Consider the following 24653-nt stretch of genomic DNA (forward strand, 5'->3'; position numbering starts at 1 on the left):
GATGCCGGTCACGAACCTAAGCGGGCTGCGCCGCCCTGCTTGCCGAACTGCGGCATGGCGTTCAGCGCGAACTTGCCTGCGAGCTGGCGAAACGCCACCGACGCACCGGCCAGCGGAAAGGCATCGACCACGGCCCGGCCCAGGCGCGCGGCCCGGTGCAGGTATTCGTCGGCCGGCACAGAGCCCATGAAGCTGAGCTTGACGGCAAGATAACGTGTTGCTGCCGCTGACATATTATCGTATACCACCTTGGCCTCAGTCTCTGTCGCGCCGGTAACAAGGATCCCGAAAGGGCGCCGGCCCAGTTGCTGCGACAAGCGCTTGATCAGTGCGTAGGCATTCGTGATCGACGCCGCGCTGGTGGATACCTGCACCACGATCTCGGAATCCACCATCGAAGCCACCGGGAAATCGCCGTCGGGGCCGAGTTCGGCGTCGACGATCACGATTCCCGTTTGCAGCGCCAGCACGTCGAAGGTCTTGCCCAGGCGGCGCGCTTCGGCCGCCGTGTCGGGCACGCCCATCGGCACCACCGAAAAGCCTTGAGGCGCCGGGCGGATCACCTGGTTCAAAGCGCTTTCCTGGCGCGCCACCTGCAGCAGCGAGGCGCTGCGGTTCATGCCAAGCCGGCGCGCGACGCCGTAGTCCACTTCGCAGGCGTCGACGATCAGCACGTCGTTGCCGGCCTGGGCCAGCGAAGCGCCCAGGTTGACCAGCATGGCGCCCTTGTCGTCTTCGGGCGTGGCCGAGAGGAAGGTGACCACGCGCGGACGCGGGCCCTGCAGCATGCGGCGCAGGCCTTCGGCCTGGTCGAAATCGAAACTAGCCAAGGCTCACCTCGCGCGCGGCTTGGGCTGCCGCCATCATCAGCGGCAGGTCGGCGTCGGTAGTAGCGTTGCCGCGGTTGCGGAAGGCGCGGTCGACCAGCAGGGTGCGGTCGGCCACGTGCAGGTCTTCCGGCACACGCTGGCCGTTCGAGATGTAGTGCAGGTTCAGCTTCTGGCGGATCACGATGTCGAGCACGCCGCCGATCGACGTGGCTTCGTCCAACTTGGTCATGATGGCGCCGTGCAGGCCGCTGCCCTGGTAGGCGCGCACCACTTCGTTCAGCGTTTCGCCCGTCGAGGTCGAGTTCAGGCACAGCAGGCGCTTCACGTCGGCGCCCGAGCCGGACAGCATGGCGACCTGCTCGGCCACCATGTGGTCGCGCTGCGACATGCCGATGGTGTCGATCAGCACGGTGTGCTTGTTGCGCAATTCCTTCAGGGCGATGCGCAGGTCGGCTTCGTCCTTCACCGAGTGCACCATCACGCCCAGGATCTTGCCGTAGATGCGCAGCTGCTCGTGGCCGCCGATACGATAGGCGTCGGTGGTGATCAGGGCCAGCTTGTCCGGGCCGTGGCGCATCACGCAGCGCGCGGCCAGCTTGGCGGTGGTGGTGGTCTTGCCGACGCCGGTCGGGCCGACCAGCGCGTACACGCCGCCCTGCTCGAGCAGCGCGTCTTCGTTGCCGATGGTGGTCAGGTTACGGGCCAGCACGGTCTTTACCCAACGCATGGCCTCGAGCGCATCCTTGGTTGCCGACATTTTCTCGATCAGATAACGCGCCAGGGTGGCCGAAAAACCGGCAGCCAGCATCTCGCGCAGCACGGTGGCCTTGTGCGGCTCGCGCTGGGCGGTGGCGTTCCACGACAGTTCGGCCAGCTGGGTTTCCATCAGGCCGCGCATGGCGCGGATCTCGCTCATCATGCCGTTCATTTCGGCGGCGGCCGATTCCTTGGCCTGGGCGATGGCGGCGCTCATCATCGAGGTCATGGCGCTCATGTCGATCGCCGGCTCGGCGCTCGGGGCGCGGCGCTCGGCGTAGGTCGGGGCCGGGGTCACTTCGGTATAGGCTGGCGCGACCGGCGCCCTCGGCGCGGCCGGGGCGGCGTCCTGCAGGCGGCGCGACAGGAAGGCCGGAGCGGCTGCGGGGGCCGCTGCCTTGGCTGGCGCCAGGTCGTCGAAGTGCTGCAATTGCGGCGCCGGCTGGGCCATTTCCGAATCGGCGGCCGGCGCGGCCAGCGAGGCCACGTCATCGTTGTCCAGCGCCAGGATCTCGACCTGGCCGTCGACCGGACGGTTGGAGAGGATGACGGCGTCCGGCCCCAGGGCTTCGCGCACCTTGCGCAAGGCATCTCGGGACGTTGCTGCCGTAAATTTCTTCACCTTCATCTGGTTCTCCGCGCTTCAATCTGGTTCTGCATGACGGCACGATGCCTGTCGATAGGAACCATTATTGACGATGCTCTAGGGAAACCATCAGGGGAAAAGGATGGGGAAAAGGGCCTATTTCATCGACATCGGCAACAGCGATACATTTTGATTGAATGGCAAGCCGGTATTGTCGTCAGAAGGCGTCGCGGCCGGGCGATCTTTGTCCTACAAGAGAGGTCTAAGTGGGCAAGACAGGCTGACTGTCGATGGCCCCCGGGAGGCACCATGGTCAAATCGATTCGGCTGTTGTATCGCAAGGTCCAGGGCCGCGTGCGATGCAATTACAACTGGGACTGGCAAAAGATGTGCGAGCGCTCCGCCGTCATGGTCACCGCCGTCGAGTGGAGCGCCGGGACCGGGACCGGCGCCGCGGCCTATCCCCACGATTCCTCGCCCGGCCGCCCCCACCTGGGCCGGGCGAACGTGTATGTGACCAATATCGGACCGCACGATTCCGAGGGCGGGCCAGGCGGCGTCGAGTTCTATCTGCACGCCGACTCGGAGGTTCCGCTCGACGTGCTGGTGACCATTACCGACCTTGGGCTGGTCGAGCGCACGATCACCATCAAGTGATGAGCCTGTTGTTGCGGCTCAGCGAGCGAACGCGATCTATCTCCCATCATTAGCGTGTGCCAAAGCTTTTAGGAGATAGAGAATGATCGAATGCGCGTTTGAACTCAACGGACGGCCGATGAGCATGTTCAAAATGAATGCTTTGCAGTTCCCAGCTTTTTCAGGACTGGACAACCATGCCAACCAGCCGAGATTTGCATGCAATCCAGATCTCGGGCCGATTCCGCCTGGTGCTTACTACATCGTGGACCGGCGGTCAGGCGGCCGGTTGGGGCCGCTGCGCGATTTTTTCGTCGATCGTTCGGAATGGTTCGCCCTCTACGCAACGGATGGCAAAATCGACGACGAGACTTTCTGCAATGGCGTGAAACGAGGAAACTTTCGACTTCATCCACGCGGAGCGGCAGGTATTAGTAGAGGATGCATTACCATTCAACATCAAGCTGACTTCAACATCATTCGCGCGCACCTGAGAGCAGGCCGGCAGATCAACATACCAGGCAGTTCCATGACAGCTTACGGGCGGGTGACGGTCAAGTGAACAAGGTAATGACACGGACACTGATGACGATCTGGGTATTCGTAGCGACAGTCATGCTTGCTCGCTTCTGGCTACACTACTACTATCTCTTTCCACAAATACCTGAATCATTCGCCATCTGGCTGAGTACTCTTTACGGCGCTCGCAACGCAGAGGAAATAGCCGATATGGAAACCCTTCTCGCTTTGAGCACCGCTTTAGTCATTGTAGGGGCTGTCACCTTGTTCGCACGATGGATCTGGCGCAAATTCCGCCCGCTGGTGTTGCAGTCTGAACGATCAGGGTAACTCCACGCCTCCCTGCGCAATCACATCGGCACACCCACCAGGCTGGTCACCCGAATCGTCTTGGTTTCCGGCACTTCCGCATGCGACAGCACCTTCAGCTGCGGCACGGCGCGGCGCAGGAAGCGCGACAGGAGCACGCGCAGCGGGGCCGGCACCAGCAGCACCGGGGTGTGGCCCATCTGCTCCTGCTGGTTGGCCGAATGGGCCGCCTGCTGGGCGATGGTGTCGGCCAGGCCCGGCTCGATGCCGGTGCCGTCGCCGCCGGCGCCCATCGCCTGCATCAGGAGGCGCTCGAGGCGGTTGTCCAGGGTCATCACCGACAACTCGTTCTCGCCCGGGAACAGCTGCTGGACGATGGCGCGGCCCAGGGCCACGCGCACCACGGCGGTCAGTTCCGACGGATCCTGCGTCATGTTCGCGTGCTCCGACAGCGCCTCGATGATCGAGCGCATGTCGCGGATGTGCACGCCCTCGACCAGCAGGTTCTGCAGCACTTTCTGCAGGATCGACAGCGAGACGACCTTCGGCACCAGGTCTTCGACCAGCTTCGGCGTTTCCTTGCCCAGGTGGTCCAGCAGCGCCTGCACTTCCATGCGGCCCAGCAGTTCCGACGCGTGCATCGTGATCAGGTGGTTCAGGTGGGTCGCCACCACGGTGCCGGCGTCGACCACGGTGTAGCCCATGCTCTGCGCTTCGTCGCGCAAGCCGGCGTCGATCCAGGTGGCCGGCAGGCCGAAGGCCGGATCGACCGTCACCAGGCCTGGCAGGGTGCCGCTGGCCATGCCCGGGTTGATCGCCAGGAACTGGCCGTTCAGCGCTTCGCCGCTGCCCACTTCCACGCCCTTGAGGGTGATGCGGTAGGCCGATGGCTTCAGTTCCAGGTTGTCGCGGATGTGCACCGGCGGCGCCAGGAAGCCCACTTCTTGCGCGAACTTCTTGCGGATGCCCTTGATACGCTTGAGCAGCTCGCCGCCCTGGTTCTTGTCGACCAGCGGGATCAGGCGGTAGCCCACTTCCAGGCCCAGGGTGTCGACCGGCATGACATCCTGCCAGGTCGCTTCTTCGCTCTCGGCCGGGGCGCGGCTTGCCGCGGCGGCATCGGCGGCGGCAGCGGCGGCCGCTTCTTCCTTGGCCGGCCCTTCCTTGCGGCGCTTGGAAATCATGTAGCCGGCGCCGGCCAGCGAACCGCCCAGCAGCAGGAATACCAGATTGGGCATGCCCGGGATCATGCCCAGGGCGCCGATGATGGCGGCGGTGATGTACATCGTTTCGGGCTTGGCCATCAGCTGGTTGGTCAGCTGCGAGCTCACGTCCTCGTCGTTGGCGACGCGCGACACGACCATGCCGGCCGCGATCGAGATGATCAGGGAAGGGATCTGCGCCACCAGGCCGTCGCCGATGGCCAGCAGGGTGTAGATCTTGGTCGCCTCGCCGATCGCCAGGTCGTGCATCACCACGCCCACGATCAGGCCCGCCACCACGTTGATCACCGTGATCATGATGCCGGCGACGGCGTCGCCCTTCACGTACTTCGAGGCGCCGTCCATAGCGCCGTAGAACTCGGCTTCCTGCGCGACTTCCTGGCGGCGCTTGCGGGCGTCGGCTTCGCCGATCAGGCCGGCGTTCAGGTCGGCATCGATCGCCATCTGCTTGCCAGGCATCGCGTCCAGCGCGAAGCGTGCGCCGACTTCGGCGATGCGGCCGGCACCCTTGGTCACGACCGAGAAGTTGATGATGGTGAGGATGATGAAGACGACGATACCGACGGTGTAGTTACCGCCGATCAGGAAGTGGCCGAAGGCTTCGATGACCTTGCCGGCCGCGGCGGAGCCGGTGTGGCCTTCGGTCAGGACGATACGGGTGGAAGCGACGTTCAACGCCAGGCGCAGCATGGTCGAGACCAGCAGGATGGCCGGGAAGGCCAGGAAGTCGAGCGGCTTGACCGTATACAGTGCGGTCAAGAGCACGATGATCGACAGCGCGATATTGAAGCTGAAGAACACGTCGAGCGCGAAGGCCGGCAACGGCAGGATCATCATCGCCAGCAGCATGATGATCAGGACCGGCGCTGCCGCCTTGCTGCCTTGCGCACCAAGGCCGCTCATCCAGGCTGGCAGTTTCATGCTGTTGGTCATTCATTCACTCCGTGTTCAGTTCAGTTCGGCCCCCCCCTGGCTTGGGCGGCGCGTGCGACGCCGGGTTCAGCGGGTCCATCTCGTCAGGCACCTTCAACTTCGTCGGGCGATCCGGGTACTCCCCTTCGCCCTTCTTGTAGGCGCGCAGCTGGTAGACGTAGGCCAGCACTTCCGCCACCGCCGAATACAGCTTTTCCGGAATCTCGTCGTCGATGTCGGTATGCTTGTACAGGGCGCGGGCCAGGGCCGGGGCTTCCATCAGCGTGACCTTGTGTTCCTGGCCCAGCTCGCGGATCCTGGCGGCCACGTCGTCGATGCCCTTGGCCACGACCCGCGGCGCGCCCTTGCCATCCGCATACTTCAGCGCCACTGCATAGTGAGTCGGATTGGTCACGATCACATCTGCAGTAGGTACATTCTGCATCATCCGGCCCCGGGCCATTTCGCGCTGCAACTGGCGAATCTTCCCCTTAATCTGAGGATTGCCGTCCGACTCCTTCGATTCCTGGATCACTTCCTGGCGCGTCATCTTGAGTTTGTCCTTCCAGTGCCATAACTGGTAAGGCCCGTCGATCAGGGCGATGACGCCCAGCGCGCCGACGATGAACAGGAAGGATTTGCCGATCATGGCGCCCACGTGGGCGCTGCTTGCATTGAGCGGCTCGACCGCCAGGCCCAGCATCGCCTCCTTCTGGCTGCTGACGACGATATAGGCCACCACGCCCACCACGATGGTCTTGGCGACCGCCTTGAGCAGCTCGACCAGGGCGTTTTTCGAAAACATATTGCCAATACCCTTGATCGGGTTCAGCTTCATGAAGTTGGGCATGAACGCCTTGGACGAGAACAGCCAGCCGCCGATCAGGAGCGGCGACACCAGGGCGATGACCATGATGGCGACCGCGATCGGCAGGCAGGCCAGCAGCACCCCCACCAGGTCGCCCAGGATGCGCTCGATCAGGATGGCGGGATTGAAGACCTGTTCGCGGTCGAGCGACAGGCCGGACTTGAGCGCCAGGCTCAATTCACCGACGAGCATGCCGCCGAAGGCCCACAGGCAAGCCCCGGCGGTCATCAGGACGGTAAAGGTGGCCAGCTCCCGCGACCTGGGAACGTCGCCTTCCTCGCGCGCCTTCTCGATCTTCCGGGGCGATGCGTCTTCTGTCTTTTCTGCGTCGCTATCTTCCGCCATTCCTGCTCCGTCAAACTATTTCACATGCGCCTTTGCACTGCGCAAATGAAATTATCGCCGGAATTGCCGTGCGGCCAGGAAGAAAACAAGAGGGGAAATCGGCCGCTGTTCGCGGCCGGCAGGCATTACATACGGCGGTGGACGAAGGCCGCGGCCGGCTGTTCGCGTCCACGGTCGGCCAGGGGCGCCGCCTGGGTGGCCGCGGTCGGCTTGGCGATGCGGGCGGACACGATCACCGGCGCAATCACCGGAGCGATCGGAGCGATCGGAGCGATCGGGCCGACCATGGGCTTGACCAGCTTGACGGTGGACGCGGTGGCCGGCGCCAGTGCGGCGGCAGCCACATGCGCCGGCAGGCGGCGGCGGGCGCGCCAGGCGGCGACCACCAGCCCGTACACCGCCAGGTACAGCGCGAAACTGGCGACCACGCCCTGCATCAGCACGCCGGGCGTGCCGGCGTGGTTGACGGCCAGCGCGGCCGGCACCAGGGCGATGCTCCACGACACCGGCGATACGCAGGCATTGCGCAGCGGCGCCGGCAACATGCGCAGGTAGCGCGCGGTGATCGCCGTCTTGACCAGGCTGTGCAGGTGCCAGCTGTCCGGATGGCCCGGATGGCGACGGCACCACAGGCGGCGGCAGATGGTAAACACGGTTTCGAAGACCGGATAGGCGCAGGCCAGCAGCGGAGCCCAGGCCGAGACCGACGGGTTGCGATAGACCAGCATCACCGACAGCCAGGCCAGCAGGAAGCCCAGCAGGTAGGCGCCGCCGTCGCCGAGGAACAATTTCCCAAGGGGGAAATTGACGACAAAGAATCCGGCCGTCACCGCGCAGATCACGAAGCACAGCTGGGCCAGGTGGACGTCGCCGGCGCCCAGGGCGATCAGGCCCAGGGTGGCCAGGCCGATCACGACCGTGCCGCTGGCCAGGCCGTTGAAACCGTCGATGATGTTGACCGCGTTGGCCACGCCGCCGACCGCGAAGGCGGTGAACAGCACCGAGAACGGCAGCCAGCCCAGCAGGCTGTCGAGCGGCGCCAGGCCGGTGTATTGCAGGGTGACGCCGGTCAGGAACCAGCAGACCGCGCCGCTGGCCATAGTCGCCAGCAGACGCGCGCGCACCGACACGGTGCGGGTCAGGTCTTCGGCCAGACCGAACACGAAGGCCGGCAACGAGGCGATCAGCACCGGCAGCAGCAATTCTTGCTGCGCCTGCGGCAGGACGCCCAGCGCCATCCACAGGCCGGTCATGATGGCGGCGCCGCCGATGCGTGGGGTTGGCGTGATATGGAATTTCTGCACACCGCGGGTCGCGTCGAGCGAATAGCGCCCATGCCAGCGTGTAGTGAACACGAGCAGGAGGGAACAGATCAGCGATGTAATAAAGCCAATTTCGAGGCCGGCCATGGGAAGGTTATTAATACTCATAGAACCACTTTGTTAACTCGTCAATTCTATCGCATTTCTCGTTGATCTTCCGACAAACGTGCTGGGCCACGGATTCTATCCCAATGTCACAACAGTGCCGTTTCGTTATACAAGCCATTGATTGTGCAGCAACAATTCGACGATTCTAGGTAGATTGCGATCTGCCAATCAATCTCCCTGAAACTTCTCCTAATATTTCTCGACAAATTGTTACACTTTTCTCCAGTGAAATTTAGATAGATTAATTTCTTGTTCACAAATAAGGTGGGCCATGGCAAAACATAATCGACGGCCGTATAGTTTCATTTTCTATATTGTTTTATGCCTGAGTGCGCTTTATCCTGGCCTGGCCCGATCGCAAGCCCCTTCCCCCGAATTGCTGGAAGCCCGGGCCCGCCTGCTGGAAGCGGAAACCCGGCAGGCGCTGGCCGAAGCCGAGCGCGCCGAACTGCTGGCGCGCCTGCCGCCGGCCCAGACCAGGGCCCTGAGCGGCAACGTCGACGCCGCCAAATTCGGCGCCGCCGGACTGGCGCGCGCGTTCGACCTGGCGCTGGAACTCGCGGAGCAGGTCTGCGCCGGCCTGCCCCAGGAGCGCCAGGTCATCCTGTACGACCCGGCCGTCAGCCAGGGCGTGGTGGCGGCGCGCATCGTCGACGGCGCGCTCGCACGCACCGCGCAGGAATTAACCGAGCGCAATCTCGAGCTGCAACACTACATTAACGCGCAGACCCCGGAATCGGCTGACCGCCGGCCGGCGATACCGCTGATCTGGCTGACCGCGCCCACGGTATTGCTGCGCGCCGGCGCCGATCTGGCCAGCCTGTTCAAGAGCGACGCCACCTTCACCGGCATCGCCTATGGCGACGGCGCGCGCGCCCTGTTCGCCAGCGCGCTGGCGCGTTCCTGCCCCGCCCGCCTGGCCGGACTGAACGGCGGCTATATGGGCGAACTCGACACGGCGCGGCACGCCAGCCTGCTCGAGCGGGTCAGGCTGGTGGGAGTGGCACGCTCGGTGCTGGCCCAGCACGCGGCGCGGCTGGAAGTGCTGGCCGACGCCGCCAAGGGCGAGCGCAAGAAGGAGCTGCAGGCCGTCGAAACCGCCGCCAGGGCCCAGTTGAAGGCGGTCGACGCGTTCACCGAGGGGCTGCGCGCGGGCGAAGCCAGCGACAAAAGTCCCCTGTTCACCGCGGCGCGCTACCTCGGCCAGGCCGAGCGCAGCGCCGGCGCCCTGGTGCTGGACGTCGACCTGCGGCTGGAAGGCCTGACCCAGGTGCGCGGCAACCTGTTCGGCGGCGAACGCCTGTCCTTGTCCGGCGTGGCCTTCCTGTGGTACCGGCTGCACGAGCCGGACGGCCGGCTGCTGCGCGCCGACGCGCTGCGCCGGGTGAGCGCACCGGTCGAGGTCCGGCTACGTGGCGCACGGGCGGATGAAGAATTCTGGCACGCAGGGTCGGCGGCTCCGCCAGCGAGGTGATAGTTGACACAAGATCATCCGGCGCGATATCGGAGCCGGCAACGATCACCGCGTCGGCGGCGAAGCCGCCGACCCTACGGGGATCTCAAGGTCTGCTCGATCGCGCCGAATAACGATTTGCCGTTCTCATCGAGCATCTCGATGCGCACCGTGTCGCCGAAACGCAGGTACTGGGTGACGGCCGCGCCGCCATCGAGTATTTCTTGCCAGCGCTGTGTGGCGATGCTGGCGTAGCCCGGCGTGTGGCGGCGCGTCGCGCGGTTCGCCATCACGCCCGCGCCGACGATGGTGCCCGCCTCGACCTTGCGGCTGCCGGCCAGCGCCGCCAGCAGTTGCGGAAAACTGAAGACCATGTCTTCGCCCGCTTCCAGGGTCCCGACCGGATTGCCGTTCCATACCACCCGCAACGGCAGCGCGGCCTTGCCGCCGCGCCAGGCCTCGCCCAGCTCGTCCGGCGTCACCGCCACTGGCGCGAAGGCCGTCGCCGGCTTCGCATGCAGCAGGCCCAGGCCGGCGGCCCGCTCATTAGCCACGATATTCTCCGCCAGGTTCTGCAAGGTGACGTCATTGGCAAGGAGCAGCAGGCGGATCTGTCCATGTGCCGCGTCCGGCGTCGCGCCTTGCGCCAGGTCGCCGCTCACGATCGCCAGTTCGGCGCCGAAGTCGATGCCCCACTCTTCGCGCGCCAGCACCAGGTCTTGCCGCGGCCCGAGGAGGCCGTCGCCGGCCGCCCAGGCCAGCTGCGGCGCGTCGCGCCAGGCCGCCGGCAGTTCGGCGCCGGCGGCGCGGCGCTCCAGTTCGTGGTGATGCAGGTAGGCGGCGCCGCACACCCGCCCGCTGGCGCGCGGCAGTGGCGCCAGGCAGCGGGCCGGATCGAAGTCGAACGGACGACGCGCCCTGCCCTCGTTCAGCTGGCGGTACAGGACGTCGAGCTGGGGAGCGATGAAGGCCCAGTCGTCGAGGGCGGCGCGCAGGCTGGGCGCGATGCCGTCGGCGACGTGGCCGGTTTTCAGGTCACGCGACACCACGGCCAGCTGGCCGTCGCGGGTGCCGTCGTCGAGCGTGGCGAGTTTCATGAAAGGGGCCTTTAGAACCTATCCCGGTAGGTGGGAGGAAGTTCATGTCGATGCATGGCGGGCGTGAGCAAGGCGCGAGGAGGCCGCATGGCGAGCCATGCAACGACGAGGTAGCATGGCATGGGGTGCCATGCTACACAGCACCTGCCTGCCAGGCGCTCTCGGCCCGACTCTCACCTACCGGGATAGGTTCTCAGTGCGAGCCCGCCATTCTACGATACGGCTCAGTACTTGACGATCACGCCGGCGCCGAGGACGCGCTGGAAGTAGTTATAGTCGATCATGCTCTGGCCATAGCCCGAGAAGGCGTGGATATAGCCTTTGACCGGGCCCGCCAGCGGGAAGGCCCAGCCGAGCTGGACCGCGCCCTTGTCGGTGCTGAAGTTACGCCGCACCATGGCCGAAAGCTCGTGGCCGCCACCCAGGCGGTAATTGCCTTCCAGTTCGAAACGGCCCATGTAGTCGACGATGTCCGGATTGTCGTCATCCTCGTTCGACTCATTGATGCGTTTCCACATCTTGGCCGTCATCGTCAGCGGACCGCGTTCCAGGCCCAGCTGGGCATACACGCGGTTCCAGCTGCGCGACAGTTCCGACGACTGGCCATTCGACTGGTGCACGAAGCCCAGGTTCAGGAAGCGCACGTTGACGCCCGCCAGCGCGAAGTCGAGCGGCGTCACCGCCATGACTTCAGGCTGGTAATTCGTCTCGCGGAACGGGCTGGAAGCGCGGTGGTTGGCCGCCTGCCAGAAGCTGTTCTGGGTGTAGCCGAACCAGACGTCGACCGGCAGTTCGAACAGCGTCTCGACCATCTTCATCTTGAAACTGAGCTGGAACTCCAGCTCGGCCTTCGACAGGCCCTCGGCATCCGGATCGGAGGCCAGGAAGTCGCGGTACGGCTCTTCGTTCGGCCGGTGGGTGCGGGTCGCCATCAGGTAGCTCGGGCGGTGCGGACGGAACTTGAACACGCCGCGCTTGTCACGCGCGTCGAGCTCCCAGTGGCTGCTCAGCGTGTACTGCGACGCGGCCTGCACGACGGGGTCGACCGAGGCGGTCTGGTCCACCGCGCTGCTGCGCGGCGCGTCGAACGCGCCCTGCGCCACCGGCGCCGTGGTCGGCACCGGCGGCACGGCGGCCGGAGTAGCGGACGTGGCAACCGCCGCGCTGGCCGGACCAGGGCCGGCGGCGGACGCCTCCTGGCTGGCGGCAATGCCGTCGAAGCAGGCCAGGCGCTGGCTGCCTTCGGCGATGGCGGAGCATGCCGCCAGGGTTTGCGGTGCGGTCTGGGCCAATGCCGGCAGGGCCAGCAGGAGCGGAACCAGGGCGATGGCATGAGAAAGTTTCGGGCGATAGGCGTGCATATTTATTGTTTTATATCATAACGTTCGTGCAGCAACTGATGTTCAGTTGCCATCGCGCGTAAGTGTCGCGGAAATTTCTTATTGATGTCGCACGTATTGCATCCAGGCATGCGAATATCGCCCGCCCTGCGCCCCGCCCTGCTCGGAGAGCGTTCAGGCCGGCGCCAGCAGGTCGAGCTGGGCCTGGTCGAGGAAGCACCATTCGCCCTCTTCGAGGCCGAGCGATGCCAGGGTCAGGCCGCCGATTTGCGAGCGGTGCAGCGCGCTGCAATGGTTGCCGGCGGCGGCCAGCATCCGCTTGACCTGGTGGTATTTGCCCTGTTCCAGGACGATCTCGAGGGTATGTTCGCCGCGCTGGACGCAGGACACCGCCTTCAGGGGCGCCGGCTCGTCGTTCAGTTGCACGCCGGACAGCATCTGGGCGACCAGTTCGGCGGTCACCGGCTCGGCGGTCGTGGCCTGGTACACCTTGGGCACATGGCGCTTGGGCGAGGACTGGGCGTGGATGAAGGGGCCGTCGTCCGACATCAGGAGCATGCCCGTGGTGTCGTGGTCGAGGCGGCCGACCGGCTGCACGTCGCGCCAAGTGAACTGTTCCGGCAGCAGGGTCAGCACGCCCGGATGGTGGCTCGGTTTCCGCGAACATTCGAAATTGGCCGGCTTGTACAGCGCGATATAGACGTGCTCGCGATAAGGCCACGCTTCGCCGAACACGGTCAGGACCAGGCCGTCGGTGTCGAAGGTGGCCTTGTAGCTGTCGACGGTTTCGCCATTGACGGCGACGTCGCCGTCTTCGATCAGCGCACGGCAATATTTGCGGGTGCCGAATCCCTGCGATTGCAGGATACGGTCTAGGGACAATTTACTCATGGGCCGAGACTTTACCAGATGCGCGCGCCCCTTTGGGAAAGCATTGCCGGCCAACTTTGTTACCGTTACCTCGGACCCATTTTGCATGCCTACGTTCATTTGAGCAGTATCAAGCCTGCTGAGATTCGCATTGATAGACTTCAACACGTTAGGAATCCGCCTAACGGCAACTAGGGCGTCTTTGATCGAGGGGCGGCCGTAGCCAAAGGATAGGAATGAACGTGAACGACGATCTCAACCCAGTGAATGGAAAGCTTTCCGCGGATGAGGCCCATTGTGCGCGCCAACGGCTCGCCCAGGACCATGCGGCGCTTTTCCCCACCCGACTCGCCATGGCGCGTTGGTCCGGCGGCGGCCTTCCGCACCTGCACGGCGGCCTTCCAGCGCTACGCGCCGCCTGGTATGCCCGCACCGTGCGCGACCACCAGGCTTGGCTCGACCGTGGCGGTTTTGCCCAGCACGACGACATGATACCGTTGCGAAAACCGACCATGTGGCACCCACCGAAGGTGAGCTTGCCACAAGGCGCATTGACGGTTCAGCAACAAGACAGCCATTCCCCGACGCAGCAGAATTCGCAGTCACCGTGCCGTTCGGATCGCGATGGCGATGCCCGTCAGTGCGGCACTTATACCTGAACCGGCACGCCTCCTGGCAGGACGCCAGAGGCACCCCGATGAGACCGGGAAAACAGGGCGACGGAAAAACTGGAAGAGCGCAGCAGGCGTCCCGATCAGGTGGCGTCGATGAGTTATAAATGGAAACGACGGCGCAAGGCCGTCGTTTCCGTTCCTGCGGCCGGCACGCCATGCGGCAAGCCTCCGAGGGATGTACTACCGTGAGGAATGGAATTCTCTCGAAAACCGCAGCACGTGCGGTGGATAGCGTGTCGCCCTCCGGGCCGATCGAAGCGTCTGCCTCCCCGCCCTTGCTGCTCACGCTACCGTTCCACTATAGCCATTTGCCGTCTGTATTCAAGGACAAAATGCTCAGCGCAATTTCGGCACGGCTCCGTGGTAGGCCGCCTTGACCGCGCTTTCGCCGACCGCGGCGCCAAACTTCTTGAGCACCCTTTCCGGCAAGCCTTCGTGCGCCGTGTAGTCGACGATGTCCTCGGCCTTGACGATGTCGCGCGCCACCGTGTCGACGGTGCCGAAGGCGTCGGCCAGGCCCATGTCCACCGCCCTGGCGCCGGTCCAGTACAGGCCCGAGAAGGTTTCGGGGGTCTCCTTCAGGCGCTTGCCGCGCCCGGCGCGCACCACGGCAATGAATTGCTGGTGGATTTCATTGAGCATCTCCTGGGCATGTTCGCGATGCTTCTCGGACTGCGGACTGAACGGATCGAGGAAACCCTTGTTCTCGCCGGCCGTCAGCAGGCGCCGCTCGACGCCGAGCTTGTCCATGGTGCCGGTGAAGCCGAAGCTGTCCATCAGCACGCCGACCGAACCGACGATCGAGGCCTTGTTGACATAGATGCGGTCGGCCGCCGAGGCGATGTAGTAGCCGCCCGAGGCGCAGATCTCGTCCACCACCACATACAGGGGTTTATCGGGGTAGCCGCGCTTGAGGCGCTGGATCTCGTCCACGATGATGCCGGCCTGTACCGGGCTGCCGCCGGGGCTGTCGATGCGCAGCACGACCGCCGCCGACCCGGGGTCGGAAAACGCCTTATTCAGCGACGGGATCACGGTGTCGGCCGCGCCGCTGCCTTCCGCTTCGATTTCGCCGTTAATTTCGATCAGGGCCGTGTGGCGGCCCAGGTTTTCGACGTCGCCGCTGCCAAAATTGAAGTCGTAGTATGCCCACAGCGCCAGCAGGGCGACGCTGAGGAAGCTCAGTTTGAAGAAAATGCTCCAGCGCCGGGCGCGGCGCCGTTCCTGGACGGTGGCAAACACCAGTTTCTCGAGCGTTTCGCGCTCCCAGTTGCCGATCGTCGGATGCGATGCGAGCCGGCTGTCGCCGGGTTGGTCATGGCTCGTTTGGTCACTCATAAAGTCGAATGGGGGGTCGAAGGCGAGCGCTGTTCCTGCGCAGGGGCGCGGAACCGCTCGTCGGGCCGCCAGTATATCTTGCCCGCGCCTTCGTGTACGGCGATCGGATGCAGGCGCCCACCGCGACACGGACCGCCGGCGCACCTGCCGCTGCCGGGCTCGTAGACCGCGCCGTGGGTGGCGCACATCAGGTACTGACCGCCGGACTCGAAGAACTCCCCTTCCCTCCAATCGAGCTCGACCGGAACGTGGGCGCAGCGGTTGAGGTAGCCATACACCTGACCGCCGTGGCGGATCACGAACCCGGTGGCCGGCTGCCCCCAGGCCAGCAGCGCAAAGCGCATGCCACGGCCGCCATCGAGCAAACCATCTGCATCGCACACGAACAGGGATTCATCTTCCGCCATCTGCGCGCTCGCGGATTCAGGCATGCGCGAGCAGCCAGGCATGCAGCTCGGGGATCGAGCGCGCCGAGAACAGCGGCTGGCAAGCCTGCAGCTGGGCCACCGGATGCGCGCCGAACTCGACGGCAATGCCGGACGCGCCAGCATTGCTCGCCATCATGAGATCATGGGTGGTGTCGCCGATCATCACCGTGCGGCGCAGGTCCTGGCCCAGTTCACGGGTCAGTTCTTGCAGCATCGCGGGATGGGGCTTCGAGAATGTCTCGTCCGCACAACGGGTAGCGTCGAAGATCGACAGCAGGCCGGTCGCGTTCAGCGCCCGGTTGAGACCCACCCGGCTCTTGCCGGTAGCCACCGCCAGGAAGTAGCCCTCGTTGTCAAGATCGGCCAACATCTCCCGAACGCCCTTGAACAGTACCAGTTCGTGGTCCTTGGTGAGAAAGTGATAGCGGTAGCGCTCGACCATGCGCGGGTACATGGCCGGCTGGATGTCCGGCATCGCCGCCTGCATCGCCTCGGCCAGGCCGAGCCCGATGACGTGGGCGGCCGAAGCGTCGCTCGGGACCGGCAGGCCCAGGTCGCGCGCCGCCGCCTGGATGCACTTGACGATCGCCGCCGTGCTGTCCATCAGCGTGCCGTCCCAGTCGAACACGATCAGATCAAATTGTTTTCTTGCCATTGTTTAGCGGCAGCCCAAGGCGCCGGTCTCCGTCGTTTTTTGATCGTCCAAGCGTCTATCATGCATCTGGCGCCCTTATGCCGGGCGCGCCCAAGCTTATCAGGAACCGCTCGCATTCTTCCGGCATCGGCGCGCGCAAGGTCATGCGCTCGCCGCTGTCCGGGTGGGTAAACGTGATCTGGTGCGCGTGCAGGAACATGCGCTTGAGCGCCCCGCGTCCCGCGCCAGCCTTGTGCAACTGTTTATTGAAGGCGAAGTCGCCATACTTCTCGTCGCCCAGGATCGGAAAGCCGCTCGACGCCAGGTGAACCCGGATCTGGTGCGTGCGGCCCGTCTTGAGTTCGGCTTCGAGCAAGGCGAAATCATGCCATTTTTTTAATAGATTGAAAATGGTATGCGCTTCCTGGCCGCCCGCCTGGACCACGACCCGCTTTTCGCCATCCGCCGTCGTGTATTTATGCAGCGGCAATTTGACATGCTGGCGCTTGTTTTGCCAGTCGCCCTTCACCGCTGCGAAGTAACGCTTGTCGGTCGTCCCGTCGCGCATCTGGTCGTGCAGGTGGGTCAAGGCGCTGCGCTTTTTGCCGATCAGGAGCAGGCCCGAGGTTTCGCGGTCGAGCCGGTGCACCAGTTCCAGGAACTTGGCTTGCGGCCGCGCCGCGCGCAGTTGCTCGATCACGCCGTAGGACACGCCGGAGCCGCCATGCACGGCCACGCCGGCCGGCTTGTTAATGACGAGCAAGTGCGCGTCTTCGTACACGACCGGGAATTCGGTGCCCGGCACGGTCTCGTTGCTGGCTTTCTCGGCGACGCGGATCGGCGGGATGCGGACCATGTCGCCCTCGGCCAGGCGGTACAGCTGGTCGATCCGGCCCTTGTTGACGCGCACTTCTCCCGAACGGAGGATGCGATAAATATGACTCTTCGGTACGCCTTTGCAGACACGCAACAAGTAGTTATCGATACGCTGTCCGGCGTCTTCTTCGCCGATTGTGACAAATTGCGCCTGCAGAGCCTGTTGTGATGAAGGGGGAACAACACCGTTTTGAATCGCCATTCGCTCTGTCTTCCCAGAAATTCTCTCTAAGTCCTTCATTTTGAATATATAATCGACAGGCGGCGGTCAAACCTCTGCTGGTGTAAGAATTAAAACGATATTTTACACAGGGGCGCGCTCCATCGGCCCCGCTTATTGCAAATTCGATGGAAAGTAACGTGTACGCACATCCTTGCGCCGATCAAGGTTGCACCTGCAGTTGTAATCGGGTTGCGCGCAGAGATGCAGGATTGGATTGTCAGGATTCTTAAGGATAAGTACCGGCAAGCAAATCTTGCTTGTCGGGTGATGGTGTCGATAACGCTTGTCGTTTTCGCCAGGCTAGACGCGAGGTCCTCCTCCAGACTTGTGAGTCAGGCTGTCTTTTCGCCTCCAGGTCCTGGACGGTCGTCGGCGTCGAGCCGGGCTGGTTTTAGCACACCCCCCTCGCTCCGCTGTGCCACCCCAACGTGGTGGCAGGCGGCCAGCGCAGGTCGCGGCGTGCATGGACAATGACGTTCGGCCCCACAGCGCCCCGTTGCGGCAGCGACCCGGTGTTTACTCGCGGTTTCATTCGCGATGATCACTGTTTCCAGCTGCATCGCACGCTACGGGCATTCCCCTCTCCTGGATTCCCATCCCCGCATACATCCCTGTAGCTGCGCCGCCCGCGAGGGCGGCCATCACACGGCCCACGGGTCGCGGAGTTTATAAAAATGAAACGCATGTTGTTTAACGCTACGCAGCAAGAGGAGCTGCGCGTAGCGATTGTCGACGGTCAAAAGCTGATCGACATCGATATCGAGACCGCCGGTCGCGAGCAACGCAAGTCCAACATCTACAAGGGTGTCATCACCCGCATCGAACCCTCCCTCGAAGCCTGCTTCGTCTCCTACGGCGAAGACCGCCACGGATTCCTCCCCTTCAAAGAAGTCGCCCGCACGTATTTCCGCGAGGGCGTCGACGTGCGCAACTGCACCATCAAGGAAGCGCTGAAGGAAGGCCAGGAAATCATGGTCCAGGTCGAGAAAGAGGAACGCGGCAACAAGGGCGCCGCCCTGACCTCGTTCATCTCGCTGGCCGGCCGCTACCTGGTCCTGATGCCGAACAATCCACGCGGCGGCGGCGTGTCGCGCCGGGTCGAAGGCGAAGAGCGCCAGGAACTGCGCGAGACCATGGACAAGCTCGACCTGCCGCAAGGCATGTCGGTGATCGCCCGCACCGCCGGCATCGGCCGCAACGTCGAAGAGCTGCAGTGGGACTTGAACTACCTGATGCAGCTGTGGCGCGCGATCGAAGGCGCCGGCAAGTCGGCCTCTGGCGCCTTCCTGATCTATCAGGAGTCGTCGCTGGTCATCCGCGCCATCCGTGACTATTTCCAGCCCGACATCGGCGAAGTCCTGATCGACACCGACGAGATCTACGAACAGGCCCAGCAGTTCATGAGCCACGTGATGCCCGACATGGCGCACCGCGTAAAGCGTTACAGCGATGACGTGCCGCTGTTCTCGCGTTTCCAGATCGAACACCAGATCGAGACCGCGTATGCGCGCACCGTGCCGCTGCCATCGGGCGGCGCGATCGTGATCGACCACACCGAAGCCCTGGTCTCGATCGACGTCAACTCGGCGCGCGCCACCCGTGGCTCGGACATCGAAACCACCGCCTTCAACACCAACTGCGAAGCGGCCGACGAAGTCGCCCGCCAGCTGCGCCTGCGCGACCTGGGCGGCCTGATCGTGATCGACTTCATCGACATGGAAGTGGCCAAGAACCAGCGCGAAGTCGAGCAGCGCCTGAAGGACGCCCTGCACCACGACCGCGCCCGCGTCCAGATGGGCAAGATCTCGCGGTTTGGCTTAATGGAGCTTTCGCGCCAGCGCCTGCGTCCTTCGCTGTCGGAAGGCTCGCACGTGACCTGCCCGCGCTGCTCGGGCACCGGCCACATCCGTGATACCGAATCGTCGGCCCTGCAAGTCCTGCGCATCATCCAGGAAGAGGCCATGAAAGAGAATTCGGCCGCGATCCACGTGCAGGTGCCGGTCGACGTCGCCGCCTTCCTGCTGAACGAAAAGCGCGGCGAAGTGCTCAAGATCGAGAACCGCCACCGCATCACCGTGATCCTGATCCCGAACAAGCATCTGGACACCCCGCACTACAAGCTCGAGCGCATCAAGCACGACGATCCACGCCTGGAAGACGCGCACGCCAGCTATGCGATGGCCGAGACCGCCGACACGGACATGGCCTACGCCAAGCGCCAGAAGGAAGAAGCCAAGCCGCGCCAGGAAGCCGTGGTCAAGACCATCACCCCGGCCCAGCCGGCCCCGGTGGTCGACCGCAGCGAGGCGGCCAAGCCGGCCAAAGCCGCCGCCGCTCCTGCCGCCGCCCCCGTCCCCGCTCCCGCTCCAGTCGAGAAAGGTTTCTTCGCCCGCCTGCGCGACTTCTTCTTCGGTAAACCAGAAGAACCGGCCCCGGCGCCAGTCGTGGCCGACAAGCCGGCCGCGCCGGCGCCGGCCGAGCGCGGCGACCGCAACAACCGCAACAAGGGTGGCCGCAACGGTGGCCGCAACGGCGAACGCGGCGCCAAGCCAGGCCGTGAGCGCGAAGAGCGCGACGCGGTTGCCGCCACCGCCCCCAAGGGCGCGCCGGGCGAGGAAGCCATCAAGGGTGCACCGGGCGCACAGGCCGACGAGGCCCGCGAAGGCCGCCAGCCGCGCCAGCCGCGCGAGCGCAAGCCGCGTGAACCGCGCGAACAACTGGAAGGCGCAGCGCGCGTCGAGGGCGCCGAGCGTCCCGATCGTGCAGAACGCGGCGGCGAGCGCAAGGAACGCCAGCCACGCCAGCCGCGCGAGCGCACCGAGCGTACCGAACGCACCACCCAGGCCATCGAAGCCAGGCTCGACGAAGTGAGCGTGAGCCAGGTCGTCTCGACCGCCACGGTGGCAGTGAGCACCAGCGGTCCGGAAGGCACCCAGGAAGTCGTGCAGCAGGTCGTCAAGTCGGTGACGACGATCGGCCCGGACGGCGAGGACCTCGAAGGCGAAGGCGACGAACCGCGCCGCCGCCGCCGTCGTGGCGGCCGGAACCGCAATCGCCGTGACCGCGACCAGATCGAGGGCGGCGAGGCGCTGGAAGGTTCGGACGAAGCGCCGGCATTCACCCCGGTAGCCGACGAGGAAGCCGCCAAGGTTGCCGCTGCCGCCAGGGCCGCGAAGACCAGGCCGGCGCGCGCCACCAGGCAAGATGCATGGCCGTTCCCGACCGCGGCGTCGGTGGCCGCTGCGAAGGCGGCGCACGAGAAGGCTGCTGCGCCTGCGCCGGTCGCACCGGCGCCGGTTGCTGCCGAGCCGATCCCGTTCCCGACGGCAGCCTCGGTTGCTGCTCAGCAGAACATGTTCCCGACCGCGGCATCGATAGCTGCTCAGCAGAACATGTTCCCGACCGCAGCGTCGGTGGCTGCGGCGCATGCCGCGGTCGAACCGGCCCCGGCCCCGGCACCAGCTCCAGCTCCAGCTCCGGCCGAACAGCCTCCGGCTCCGGCCGAGCAGGCGCCAGTGGCGCAGGCGGCGCCAGTGCTTGCTCCCGTGGTCGAGACCGCGCCGGTGGCTGCACCGGTCGCCGCGTCGGCGGTCGAGACGGCTCCGGCAGCCGCACCGGCCATCACCGTCGCGCCGACGCCAGCCGCCGCGCCTGCGGCCAGCGCGCCGGCGCCCGGCGCGGCCCTGGCCGCAGCGCCGGTCGTCACGGCGGCGCCGGCCGAAGCACCGGCCAAGCTCGACGACGTGCTGGCCCAGGCCGGCCTGCAACTGGCATCGACCGACCCTGAAAAACTGCGCGCCGCGCAGGAAGCTTCCGTGGCAACCCCGGTTCGCCTGGGCCGCGCCCGCAAGCCGGTCGCCGCGCCGGTCGACGAGCCGCTGGTGCAGGTCGATACGCGCCAGTAAGCCCCGGTTAGCTGTCCCGGCAGGGCGATCCCGCGCAGGCGGGAACCCAGGTTCGCAAGCGCTGCACGGCGCCGCCAAACCTGGGTTCCCGCCTCGCGGGATGTCTTTTTTGGCGCCGCCCAACAAGACGTTCGCAGACTCACGGATCATGTCGCATTCACTGAACGCATTCACTGAGCGGCATGCTGTATCCACCCCGTTCCCCAAGCGTCACGGGCAGCTTCATCAGCCCCGTGCTATCGTACTGAAATGGCTGAAAAAATCATTCTGATCAACGACCTGCGCTCGTCCGCGCTGCGGGTCCCGGCCGTGCCTGAAGCGCCGACTGGCCTGCTCAGCGACGCGCTCGGCCGGCCCCTGCACGACCTGCGCATCTCGGTCACGGACCGCTGCAACTTCCGCTGCGTGTACTGCATGCCGAAGGAAGTCTTCGACAAGGATTACCAGTACCTGCCGCACGGCGAGCTGCTGTCGTTCGAGGAAATCACGCGCGTGGCGCGGCTGTTCATCGCGCACGGCGTCGAAAAGCTGCGCCTGACGGGCGGCGAGCCGCTCTTGCGCAAGAACCTCGAGCGCCTGGTCGCGATGCTGCGCGCACTGCCGACGCCGAGCGGCCGTCCGCTCGACCTGACGCTCACCACCAATGGCTCGCTCCTGGCGCGCAAGGCGCAGGCGCTGAAAGACGCCGGCCTGGACCGCGTCACGGTCTCGCTCGACGCGATGGACGACCAGGTGTTTCGCAGGATGAATGACGTCGACTTCGCCGTCGCCGACGTGCTGCGCGGCATCGACGCCGCCCACGCGGCCGGCCTGGGGCCGGTCAAGGTCAACATGGTGGTCAAGGGCGGCACCAACGACGACCAGATCCTGCCCATGGCGCGCCACTTCAAGGGCACGCCGACCATCCTGCGCTTCATCGAATTCATGGACGTCGGCGCCTCGAACGGCTGGAACATGCGCGAGGTCGTGCCGTCGCAAGAGGTGGTGCGGCGCATCGCGGCCGAGCTGCCGCTGGTCCCCAGTGCGGCCAATTACGTCGGCGAGACCGCCTCGCGCTGGCGCTACGTGGACGGCGGCGGCGAGATCGGCGTCATCTCGAGCGTCACCCAGGCCTTCTGCGGCGACTGTTCGCGCCTGCGCCTGTCGACCGAGGGCAAGCTGTATACCTGCCTGTTCGCCACCCGCGGCCACGACCTGCGTGCGCTGCTGCGCGCGGATCGCAGCGACCTCGAGCTGTCGGGCGCCATCGCCCAGCTGTGGCGCGCGCGGGCCGACCGCTATTCCGAGACGCGTACCGCGGAAACGGGCATCGGGCAGCGCGACGGTGCGCGCAAGGTCGAAATGTCCTACATCGGCGGTTAATGCGGGGAGAATAAAAAAGACATGGAGACAGGGATGATCAGCGGACTGGTACTGGCGGGCGGGCGCGCCTCGCGCATGGGCAATGTCGACAAGGGCTTGCAGCCTTTCCGATCCAGCACCATGGTCGAGCACGTGCTCGCGCGCCTGCGGCCGCAGGTTGGCCCGGTGGCGATCAGCGCCAACCGCAACCTGGATACCTATCGCGCTTTCGACGCGACGGTGTTGCCCGATGAAATCGCGGACGGGGTGGAACCGTATCCAGGCCCCCTGGCCGGCCTGGAAACGGGCTTGCGCCACTGCGCGACGCCCTACCTGCTGGCCGTGCCCTGCGATTCACCGTTCCTGCCGCCGGACCTGGCATCGCGCCTCTTCGCCGCGCTGCAGGAGGCGGATGCCGACCTCGCCTACGCCGCCACCCGGGAGCCGGGCATGCGCACACAAGCGCATCCCGTGTTCTGCCTGGTGCGCGCGGACCGCTTGCCTGCGCTGACCTCGTACCTGGTCGAGGGCGGCCGCCGCGTCGACGGCTGGTATCGCGACCTGAAAGCGGTCGAGGTCGTCTTCGACGATACCGATGCCTTCCGCAACATCAATACCCTGGACGAGCTGCGCGGGCTGGACGACGCCGCGCCGCCCTTCCCTGCCAGTCTGGCCCAGGTAGCCAGCTGCATCAACGGCTACGATCCGGATGCCCTGCGCGTGCAGGACGCCCAGCGCATCATCCGTGATTTCGTGCAACCCGTGCGCGCGGTCGAGATGGTCGCGCTGCGCGCTTGCCTCGGCCGCGTGCTGGCGCGCGACCTGGTCTCGCCGATCGACGTGCCGGCGCACGACAACTCGGCCATGGACGGCTACGCGCTGCGCGGCGGCGACCTGCCGGCCGAAGGCGCCGTGACCCTGAAGGTGGTCGGCGTCGCCTATGCCGGCAAGCCGCTGGGATTGCGCCCAGGGCCCGGCGAATGCGTGCGCATCATGACCGGCGGCGTGATGCCGGCCGGGTGCGACAGCGTGCTGCCGCAGGAATTCGCCGAAAGCGCCACCGACGATACCGTCACCCTGCGCGCGGGCGCGATCCGTGCGGGCGACAACCGGCGCCTGGCGGGCGAAGACCTGAAAGCCGGCAGCGCCGCCCTGAAGGCCGGCCGCGTGATCCGCCCGGCCGACCTGGGCTTGTGCGCTTCGCTGGGCTTCGCCGAGATCCCCGTCCAGCGCCGCCTGCGCGTGGCCTTCTTCTCGACCGGCGACGAGCTGCGCTCGATCGGCGAGCGGCTCGACGAGGGCTGCGTGTATGACAGCAACCGCTACACGATCTACGGCATGCTGCAGCGCCTGGGCTGCGAGATCATCGACATGGGCGTGGTGCGCGACAGCCCGGAGGCGCTGGAAGAAGCGCTGCGCACCGCCTGCGAGAACGCCGACGCGATCATCACTTCGGGCGGCGTCTCGGTCGGCGCGGCCGACTACACCAGGCAGGTGATGGCCCGCCTGGGCGACGTCACGTTCTGGAAGATCGGCATGCGTCCGGGCCGGCCGCTGGCTTTCGGCCGGGTAGCGTCCAACGGCCGCAGCGCCTTTTTATTCGGCCTGCCGGGCAATCCGGTGGCGGTGATGGTCTCGTTCTACTTTTTCGCGCGCGAGGCGCTGCTGCGCATGATGGGGGCCGAGGCGCCGCTGCCGCTGCTGCGCGCGCGCAGCGTCGACGCGATCCGCAAGAAGCCGGGGCGCACCGAGTACCAGCGCGGCATCGTCGCGCGCGGCGCCGACGGCGAGCCGGAGGTGCGCATCACCGGATCGCAGGGCTCGGGCATCCTGCGCTCGATGTCGGAGGCGAACTGCATGGTGGTGCTGCACGATGGGCAAGGCAACGTCGCGGCGGGGGAGATGGTGGATATCTTGCCGTTCGAGGGGTTGTTCTGACGATCGCTGAACGCGTCGGCGGAGAACCCGCCGACGCTACCGTAGGGTTGGCGGCTCTGCCGCCGACGCGTTCGACACACATTTGATCTGCCACATCTGCTTGCCGGATCGCTTCTTTACGA

Annotated in this window: 20 protein-coding genes; 8 read left to right on the forward strand and 12 right to left on the reverse strand. The window is 65.5% G+C overall.

Annotated features, from left to right (window positions below; genetic code table 11):
- Positions 1 to 8: 8 nt before the first annotated feature.
- Both ACZ9AQ_RS18595 and flhF read right to left on the reverse strand, forming a co-directional pair.
- On the reverse strand, positions 9 to 830 hold the full coding sequence (locus ACZ9AQ_RS18595; protein WP_429206127.1) for a MinD/ParA family ATP-binding protein: 822 nt from the start codon (positions 828 to 830) through the stop codon (positions 9 to 11).
- On the reverse strand, positions 823 to 2214 hold the full coding sequence (gene flhF, locus ACZ9AQ_RS18600; RefSeq protein ID WP_429206129.1) for a flagellar biosynthesis protein FlhF: 1392 nt from the start codon (positions 2212 to 2214) through the stop codon (positions 823 to 825). The genes ACZ9AQ_RS18595 and flhF overlap by 8 nt, the downstream gene beginning before the upstream one ends.
- A gap of 267 nt (positions 2215 to 2481) precedes the next feature.
- Here flhF and ACZ9AQ_RS18605 point away from each other — a divergent pair, with 267 nt between their 5' ends.
- From ACZ9AQ_RS18605 to ACZ9AQ_RS18615, 3 genes are all read left to right on the forward strand, one after another.
- Positions 2482 to 2829, forward strand: coding sequence for a hypothetical protein (locus ACZ9AQ_RS18605; protein ID WP_429206131.1), 348 nt, complete (start codon positions 2482 to 2484; stop codon positions 2827 to 2829).
- 82 nt (positions 2830 to 2911) lie between these two features.
- Positions 2912 to 3370 (forward strand): DUF2778 domain-containing protein, encoded by a 459-nt coding sequence (locus tag ACZ9AQ_RS18610; RefSeq protein ID WP_429206133.1) that lies wholly within the window; start codon positions 2912 to 2914, stop codon positions 3368 to 3370.
- A gap of 23 nt (positions 3371 to 3393) precedes the next feature.
- Entirely contained in the window at positions 3394 to 3657 is a 264-nt protein-coding gene (locus ACZ9AQ_RS18615; protein ID WP_429206134.1) for a hypothetical protein, read from the forward strand.
- 20 nt (positions 3658 to 3677) lie between these two features.
- On the opposite strand, the gene flhA is transcribed toward ACZ9AQ_RS18615, so the two are convergent.
- The 3 genes from flhA to ACZ9AQ_RS18630 form a co-directional block, all read right to left on the reverse strand.
- Complete coding sequence (gene flhA / locus ACZ9AQ_RS18620) at positions 3678 to 5792, reverse strand: flagellar biosynthesis protein FlhA (protein WP_429206136.1); 2115 nt, start codon at positions 5790 to 5792, stop codon at positions 3678 to 3680.
- A 4-nt stretch (positions 5793 to 5796) separates the two neighbouring features.
- The gene (gene flhB / locus ACZ9AQ_RS18625; RefSeq protein ID WP_429206137.1) at positions 5797 to 6984 is read right to left on the reverse strand and encodes a flagellar biosynthesis protein FlhB; all 1188 of its coding nucleotides are present in this window, start codon (positions 6982 to 6984) and stop codon (positions 5797 to 5799) included.
- Positions 6985 to 7109: 125 nt separating this feature from the next.
- Complete coding sequence (locus ACZ9AQ_RS18630; RefSeq protein WP_476108289.1) at positions 7110 to 8288, reverse strand: MraY family glycosyltransferase; 1179 nt, start codon at positions 8286 to 8288, stop codon at positions 7110 to 7112.
- 502 nt (positions 8289 to 8790) lie between these two features.
- Here ACZ9AQ_RS18630 and ACZ9AQ_RS18635 point away from each other — a divergent pair.
- The gene (locus ACZ9AQ_RS18635; RefSeq protein WP_429206141.1) at positions 8791 to 9888 is read left to right on the forward strand and encodes a hypothetical protein; all 1098 of its coding nucleotides are present in this window, start codon (positions 8791 to 8793) and stop codon (positions 9886 to 9888) included.
- Positions 9889 to 9962: 74 nt separating this feature from the next.
- Here the strand turns inward: ACZ9AQ_RS18635 and ACZ9AQ_RS18640 are convergent, their stop codons facing one another.
- The 3 genes from ACZ9AQ_RS18640 to ACZ9AQ_RS18650 all read right to left on the reverse strand — a co-directional run bounded on the left by ACZ9AQ_RS18640 (position 9963) and on the right by ACZ9AQ_RS18650 (position 13195).
- Positions 9963 to 10964 (reverse strand): fumarylacetoacetate hydrolase family protein, encoded by a 1002-nt coding sequence (locus ACZ9AQ_RS18640; RefSeq protein WP_429206142.1) that lies wholly within the window; start codon positions 10962 to 10964, stop codon positions 9963 to 9965.
- A 224-nt stretch (positions 10965 to 11188) separates the two neighbouring features.
- Positions 11189 to 12325, reverse strand: coding sequence for a phospholipase A (locus tag ACZ9AQ_RS18645; protein WP_429206144.1), 1137 nt, complete (start codon positions 12323 to 12325; stop codon positions 11189 to 11191).
- A 153-nt stretch (positions 12326 to 12478) separates the two neighbouring features.
- Positions 12479 to 13195: a pseudouridine synthase gene (locus ACZ9AQ_RS18650; RefSeq protein WP_429206146.1), complete on the reverse strand. Its 717-nt coding sequence runs from the start codon at positions 13193 to 13195 to the stop codon at positions 12479 to 12481.
- Positions 13196 to 13416: 221 nt separating this feature from the next.
- Between ACZ9AQ_RS18650 and ACZ9AQ_RS18655 the strand changes: the two genes are divergently transcribed.
- Complete coding sequence (locus ACZ9AQ_RS18655) at positions 13417 to 13833, forward strand: hypothetical protein (RefSeq protein ID WP_476108291.1); 417 nt, start codon at positions 13417 to 13419, stop codon at positions 13831 to 13833.
- A gap of 351 nt (positions 13834 to 14184) precedes the next feature.
- Here ACZ9AQ_RS18655 and ACZ9AQ_RS18660 read toward each other — a convergent pair whose 3' ends face one another.
- From ACZ9AQ_RS18660 to ACZ9AQ_RS18675, 4 genes are read right to left on the reverse strand one after another with little or no spacing between them, the layout of a single operon-like run.
- Positions 14185 to 15186 (reverse strand): S49 family peptidase, encoded by a 1002-nt coding sequence (locus tag ACZ9AQ_RS18660; protein WP_429206150.1) that lies wholly within the window; start codon positions 15184 to 15186, stop codon positions 14185 to 14187.
- Entirely contained in the window at positions 15183 to 15593 is a 411-nt protein-coding gene (locus ACZ9AQ_RS18665) for a Rieske (2Fe-2S) protein (RefSeq protein ID WP_429206177.1), read from the reverse strand. Before ACZ9AQ_RS18665 ends, ACZ9AQ_RS18660 begins: the two co-directional genes overlap by 4 nt.
- A 16-nt stretch (positions 15594 to 15609) precedes the next feature.
- Positions 15610 to 16269 carry an HAD-IA family hydrolase gene (locus ACZ9AQ_RS18670; protein ID WP_429206152.1) on the reverse strand — a complete coding sequence of 220 codons (660 nt, stop codon included), beginning with the start codon at positions 16267 to 16269 and terminating at the stop codon, positions 15610 to 15612.
- A gap of 58 nt (positions 16270 to 16327) precedes the next feature.
- Positions 16328 to 17365 carry an RluA family pseudouridine synthase gene (locus ACZ9AQ_RS18675; RefSeq protein ID WP_429206154.1) on the reverse strand — a complete coding sequence of 346 codons (1038 nt, stop codon included), beginning with the start codon at positions 17363 to 17365 and terminating at the stop codon, positions 16328 to 16330.
- Positions 17366 to 18021: 656 nt separating this feature from the next.
- Here ACZ9AQ_RS18675 and ACZ9AQ_RS18680 point away from each other — a divergent pair.
- The 3 genes from ACZ9AQ_RS18680 to moeA all read left to right on the forward strand — a co-directional run bounded on the left by ACZ9AQ_RS18680 (position 18022) and on the right by moeA (position 24531).
- A complete protein-coding gene (locus ACZ9AQ_RS18680) occupies positions 18022 to 21252 on the forward strand; it encodes an Rne/Rng family ribonuclease (protein ID WP_429206156.1) in 3231 nt (1076 codons plus the stop codon).
- A gap of 249 nt (positions 21253 to 21501) precedes the next feature.
- Positions 21502 to 22614 carry a GTP 3',8-cyclase MoaA gene (gene moaA, locus ACZ9AQ_RS18685; protein WP_429206158.1) on the forward strand — a complete coding sequence of 371 codons (1113 nt, stop codon included), beginning with the start codon at positions 21502 to 21504 and terminating at the stop codon, positions 22612 to 22614.
- A gap of 33 nt (positions 22615 to 22647) precedes the next feature.
- The gene (gene moeA / locus ACZ9AQ_RS18690; protein WP_429206160.1) at positions 22648 to 24531 is read left to right on the forward strand and encodes a molybdopterin molybdotransferase MoeA; all 1884 of its coding nucleotides are present in this window, start codon (positions 22648 to 22650) and stop codon (positions 24529 to 24531) included.
- The last annotated feature ends 122 nt before the right edge of the window (positions 24532 to 24653 follow it).

Source organism: Massilia sp. UYP34, assembly GCF_056279385.1.

Excerpts from the sequence above, each read along its gene's own strand:
- ACZ9AQ_RS18610 (WP_429206133.1), top strand. The coding sequence starts at position 2,912 with ATGATCGAATGCGCGTTTGAACTCAACGGACGGCCGATGAGCATGTTC.
- moeA (WP_429206160.1), top strand. The coding sequence starts at position 22,648 with ATGATCAGCGGACTGGTACTGGCGGGCGGGCGCGCCTCGCGCATGGGC.
- ACZ9AQ_RS18675 (WP_429206154.1), bottom strand. The coding sequence starts at position 17,365 with ATGAAGGACTTAGAGAGAATTTCTGGGAAGACAGAGCGAATGGCGATT.
- ACZ9AQ_RS18645 (WP_429206144.1), bottom strand. The coding sequence starts at position 12,325 with ATGCACGCCTATCGCCCGAAACTTTCTCATGCCATCGCCCTGGTTCCG.
- ACZ9AQ_RS18660 (WP_429206150.1), bottom strand. The coding sequence starts at position 15,186 with ATGAGTGACCAAACGAGCCATGACCAACCCGGCGACAGCCGGCTCGCA.
- flhB (WP_429206137.1), bottom strand. The coding sequence starts at position 6,984 with ATGGCGGAAGATAGCGACGCAGAAAAGACAGAAGACGCATCGCCCCGG.
- ACZ9AQ_RS18665 (WP_429206177.1), bottom strand. The coding sequence starts at position 15,593 with ATGGCGGAAGATGAATCCCTGTTCGTGTGCGATGCAGATGGTTTGCTC.
- ACZ9AQ_RS18680 (WP_429206156.1), top strand. The coding sequence starts at position 18,022 with ATGAAACGCATGTTGTTTAACGCTACGCAGCAAGAGGAGCTGCGCGTA.
- flhA (WP_429206136.1), bottom strand. The coding sequence starts at position 5,792 with ATGACCAACAGCATGAAACTGCCAGCCTGGATGAGCGGCCTTGGTGCG.
- ACZ9AQ_RS18615 (WP_429206134.1), top strand. The coding sequence starts at position 3,394 with ATGACGATCTGGGTATTCGTAGCGACAGTCATGCTTGCTCGCTTCTGG.
- ACZ9AQ_RS18650 (WP_429206146.1), bottom strand. The coding sequence starts at position 13,195 with ATGAGTAAATTGTCCCTAGACCGTATCCTGCAATCGCAGGGATTCGGC.
- moaA (WP_429206158.1), top strand. The coding sequence starts at position 21,502 with ATGGCTGAAAAAATCATTCTGATCAACGACCTGCGCTCGTCCGCGCTG.
- ACZ9AQ_RS18640 (WP_429206142.1), bottom strand. The coding sequence starts at position 10,964 with ATGAAACTCGCCACGCTCGACGACGGCACCCGCGACGGCCAGCTGGCC.
- ACZ9AQ_RS18605 (WP_429206131.1), top strand. The coding sequence starts at position 2,482 with ATGGTCAAATCGATTCGGCTGTTGTATCGCAAGGTCCAGGGCCGCGTG.
- flhF (WP_429206129.1), bottom strand. The coding sequence starts at position 2,214 with ATGAAGGTGAAGAAATTTACGGCAGCAACGTCCCGAGATGCCTTGCGC.
- ACZ9AQ_RS18670 (WP_429206152.1), bottom strand. The coding sequence starts at position 16,269 with ATGGCAAGAAAACAATTTGATCTGATCGTGTTCGACTGGGACGGCACG.